The sequence below is a fragment of the Sphaerochaeta sp. UBA5836 genome, assembly GCF_002432845.1.
GTDB lineage: Bacteria > Spirochaetota > Spirochaetia > Sphaerochaetales > Sphaerochaetaceae > Sphaerochaeta.
Window position 1 is genome coordinate 1 of the sequence record NZ_DJGW01000057.1, and the last position, 4,108, is coordinate 4,108.

The window sequence follows — 4,108 nt, forward strand, 5'->3', positions numbered from 1 at the left end:
GCCTTGCACCGGTTTGCCGGTTGTATATAGATAGAGAAAAGAGGACGTGAAAACGTCCTCTTTTCGTCGTTAGGGAGGCAAATGCTATCTGTATGATAGGGTATCACGATTTTATCCCATCTGTGTCTTGTCCAATACAATCCTTTTCACTATGATGGTAGCAATTCACCTTCAAAGTGAATACAGAGGGTATATGTATGCAGATTATGTTGAAAAATCTAAAGAGAACGTATGGTACATTGCATGCAGTCAATGGCATTTCTCTTTCCATACCCTCCAACACCATTTACGGCATCATCGGTAAGAGCGGGGCCGGCAAGTCGACCTTGGTTCGGCTTATCAGCCTGTTGGAACGACCGGATGCAGGTGAAGTCTATTTTGATGACAAGCGTGTGGACGACCTCAAGAAGGACGCCCTGATTCAAAGAAGGCGCCGCATCGGCATGATATTCCAGAACTTCAACCTGTTCTCCAGCCGGAATGCAGAACAGAATATTGCATACCCCTTGGAAATAACCGGCGTCCCTAAACAAGAAATCAAGCAGAAGGTTGAGAGATTGCTCGCCCTCGTCGGTCTTGAGGGAAGAGGCAAGGCACCGATCAGCACTCTCAGCGGTGGACAGAAGCAGCGTGTGGCCATTGCCCGCGCCCTTGCTTGTGATCCCGATATCCTGTTCTGTGATGAGGCCACCAGCGCCCTCGACCCCCAGACAACACATTCCATATTGGCCCTCCTCAAGGAAATCCAACGCAAGATGTCCTTGACGGTGGTAATGATCACCCACCAAATGGAAGTAGTCCGTGACGCCTGTGACCAGGTCGCGGTATTGGATGACGGGGTTGTCGTCGAACAGGGGCTTGTCACCGATATTTTTGCCAATCCATCCAGTGAGGTGACCAAGGAATTCTTGACACACCTGGTGGGCATCGACGAGGCATCCCTTGCCGATGACCATATGGTCCATTGGTCGAAGAAGCGGGGAGCCTATACCCTGCGCTTTCGTGGAGGAACCACAGACCAGCCCATCCTCAGCAAGATCAGCCGTCAAGTAGGGGTTGATTTCAATATACGCGCCGGTGGGGTGCAGAAAGTCGGCGATATCGAGATCGGCACCATGCTGGTCGATATCAGCGGAAGTGATGAAGAGAAGAAACGGGCCATCGAAGCATTGAGACAGATGGGTGTAGTAGTTGAAGAGGAGGCTGCAGAATGAGCAAAATCTGGGTGTTGGTTTTCGACGCCACCTTGCAAACACTGAGCATGGTCTCCTTCTCCACCTTGTTCTCCCTGATTTTGGGTCTTCCGTTGGGGATTCTGCTCTCGGCCACCTCGAGCGAGGAGCAGGGAGGCATTATTCCCCACCCCATGCTCAACAATATACTGGGAAGAATCGTCAACGTATTGCGTTCATTTCCCTTCATCATCCTGATGATCCTGCTCTTTCCGCTTTCAAGGCTTCTTATCGGAACAAGTATCGGTACCACCGCTACTATCGTCCCGCTGTCGATTGCGGCAGCACCATTTGTGGCTCGAGTGATCGAGACCGCACTGAAGGAGGTGGATCCGGGGGTCGTTCAGGCCGCCCGTGCTATGGGATCCACCAATTTCCAGATTGTCCGGAAGGTGTTGATTCCCGAGGCTCTGCCCTCCTTGGTCAGCGGTGTGACGCTCACCATCATCAACCTGATCGGCTACTCGGCAATGGCCGGAGCCATCGGTGGAGGCGGCCTGGGAGATTTGGCGATTCGGTATGGATACCAGCGCTTCCGAGGCGATATTATGTTCGTTGCCGTTGTAATCATCCTCGTTCTCGTTGAGATCGTGCAGGTGATAGGCAACAAAATCAGTGCCAAGCTTATAGCCCGCCGCTGATTACCTCTTGTGCATACCTCTCGCCTTGTGGGGGAGAGAAGGAGAAATTATGAAAAAGATTCTAAGCATCACCCTTGTACTGTTGCTGGCATTCTCGTTGTTTGCAGCCGGTACCAAAGAGCAGGCAACCTCCAAGACCATCGTTGTTGGAGCAACCCCCGAGCCCCATGCTGCATTCCTCAACCTGATCGTCGAGGACCTTGCTGCAGAGGGCTATACCCTCAAGGTGCAGGAGTTCACCGACTACGTGACTCCGAACGAAGCACTGGAGAGCGGAGAGCTTGATGCCAACTTCTTCCAGCACATCCCCTATCTGGAATCCTTCAACAAGGAGAAGGGATATCACCTGGCCAATGCCGGCGGCATCCACGTCGAGCCGTTCGCACTCTATTCCAAGAAATACAAGGCACTCGCAGACCTTCCCAACGGTGCCACCATCGCCATTCCCAATGACCCAACCAATGAAGGCAGGGCATTGCTGTTGCTGCAGAGCGCCGGTCTGCTCACACTCGCTGCGAATGCCGGTCTTGAGGCTACCCCGCTCGATGTTGCATCCAATCCGAAGAACTTCAAGTTCCGTGAGATTGAGGCAGCAAGCCTTCCCCGCGTACTGCAGGATGTCGATGCAGCCATCATCAATGGCAACTATGCCATTCCCGCCGGCCTGATCGCCACCCGCGACGGTTTGATCGTGGAAGGCTCGGACAGCCCGTACGTGAACGTGGTAGCGGTAAAGCAGGGTCGTGAGAACGATGCTGCCATCGTCGCTCTGGTCAAGGCTCTGCGCGGCGAAAAGATCAAGGCGTATGTTGCCCAGCACTACACCAACGGTGAAGTAGTCTTGGTTTCCAAGTAGTCAATTGTGTTTACCAATCAGCCTCCTGGCATACGCTGGGAGGCTTTTGTATAGTTATGCATACAATTATTTGCAATTCGAATAAAAATGCATAAATATTGACAGATATTGTATAAATATCTACAATTGGTATTCATTACCTTCGGAGGAACTCATGAAAGGACGCAGTTTTTTAACACTCAAGGATTTTACAACGGAAGAGATCCTTGCTCTTTTGCAGTTGTCGATCGACCTTAAAGCAAAAAAGAAAGGGCAGGGTTGTCCCTCCAAGCTGGAAGGCAAGTTGCTCGCAGATAAAAATATCGTGCTCATCTTTGACAAGAGTTCCACCCGTACTCGTTGTTCCTTTGAAGTGGCGGCCTTTGATGAAGGGGCGCAGGTCACCTTTCTCACCAACAGCCAAATGGGAAAGAAAGAATCGATTGAGGATACGGCCAAAGTATTGGGACGGATGTACGATGGCATTCAATACCGGGGGTTCTCATCCGAGGTCATCCGTGAAATTGCAAAGCACAGCGGTGTTCCGGTATGGAACGGCCTTACTGATGACGACCATCCAACCCAGGTTCTTGCCGATGTCTTGACTGCAATGGAACATACGGGAAAAGAACCCAAGGACCTGAAGTTTGCGTATATCGGTGATGGGCGCAACAATGTCTCCAATGCGCTGATGATCGGGGCGGCCAAGCTGGGTATGGAGTACCGCATTGCATCACCGAAGGAGCTGTTTCCGTCTAGTAGCCTGATTGCCGGGCTACAGGAGGATTGCAAGGCTTCCGGCGCCATGATTTCGGTAACCTCTGATATCGTTGAGGCGGTGAAGGGAGTGGATGTCATCTACACCGATGTCTGGGTCTCAATGGGTGAGGAGGACCAGACGGCAACCAGGATTGCCCTGCTGAAGGACTATCAGGTGACGATGGATGTTCTGCAGGCTTCAGGCAATCCCGATGTGTTGTTCGAACACTGCCTGCCCTCCTTCCATGACCTTAATACCGCTGTAGCACAGCAGATTCACGAACAGTTCGGCTTGACTGAACTTGAAGTGACCGACGAGGTCTTTTGCAGCAAGCACTCGGTGGTATTTGACGAAGCTGAGAACCGTATGCATACGATCAAGGCGGTGATGGTTGCAACCTTGACGGGCATACTCTGATTCTTTGATTGCTTTGCTCCTCTCGTGAGGTACAGTATCGAAAGGAGTAAAGCCCATGCAGAAATATCACACACTTCTTTCAGCCCTCCATCAACGACTGGGGCCGGCAAAGCAAATGGTGCTGGCAACCAGCTTCGACGGCCGGACCACGGCCAGGATGATGAGTTGTGTCATCCTGGACGGCATGTTCTATTTTCAGACCGATCGAACGTTTCTCAAGTAT

The 4,108-nt window shown here is 51.7% G+C and carries 4 protein-coding genes; all 4 read left to right on the forward strand.

Annotated features, from left to right (window positions below; translation table 11 throughout):
* The first annotated feature begins 197 nt into the window (after window positions 1–197).
* Window positions 198–1,214, forward strand: coding sequence for a methionine ABC transporter ATP-binding protein (locus tag B3F49_RS04300; protein WP_293895937.1), 1,017 nt, complete (start codon window positions 198–200; stop codon window positions 1,212–1,214).
* Window positions 1,211–1,873 carry a methionine ABC transporter permease gene (locus B3F49_RS04305; RefSeq protein ID WP_293895940.1) on the forward strand — a complete coding sequence of 221 codons (663 nt, stop codon included), beginning with the start codon at window positions 1,211–1,213 and terminating at the stop codon, window positions 1,871–1,873. The genes B3F49_RS04300 and B3F49_RS04305 overlap by 4 nt, the downstream gene beginning before the upstream one ends.
* 49 nt (window positions 1,874–1,922) lie before the next feature.
* A complete protein-coding gene (locus B3F49_RS04310) occupies window positions 1,923–2,729 on the forward strand; it encodes a MetQ/NlpA family ABC transporter substrate-binding protein (protein ID WP_293895942.1) in 807 nt (268 codons plus the stop codon).
* 154 nt (window positions 2,730–2,883) lie between these two features.
* Window positions 2,884–3,885, forward strand: a complete 1,002-nt coding sequence (argF, locus tag B3F49_RS04315) for an ornithine carbamoyltransferase (RefSeq protein ID WP_293909225.1) — start codon at window positions 2,884–2,886, stop codon at window positions 3,883–3,885.
* Window positions 3,886–4,108: the final 223 nt, after the last annotated feature.

Coding starts and splice junctions, on each gene's coding strand:
- B3F49_RS04300 (WP_293895937.1), top strand. CDS start 198: ATGCAGATTATGTTGAAAAATCTAAAGAGAACGTATGGTACATTGCAT.
- B3F49_RS04305 (WP_293895940.1), top strand. CDS start 1,211: ATGAGCAAAATCTGGGTGTTGGTTTTCGACGCCACCTTGCAAACACTG.
- B3F49_RS04310 (WP_293895942.1), top strand. CDS start 1,923: ATGAAAAAGATTCTAAGCATCACCCTTGTACTGTTGCTGGCATTCTCG.
- argF (WP_293909225.1), top strand. CDS start 2,884: ATGAAAGGACGCAGTTTTTTAACACTCAAGGATTTTACAACGGAAGAG.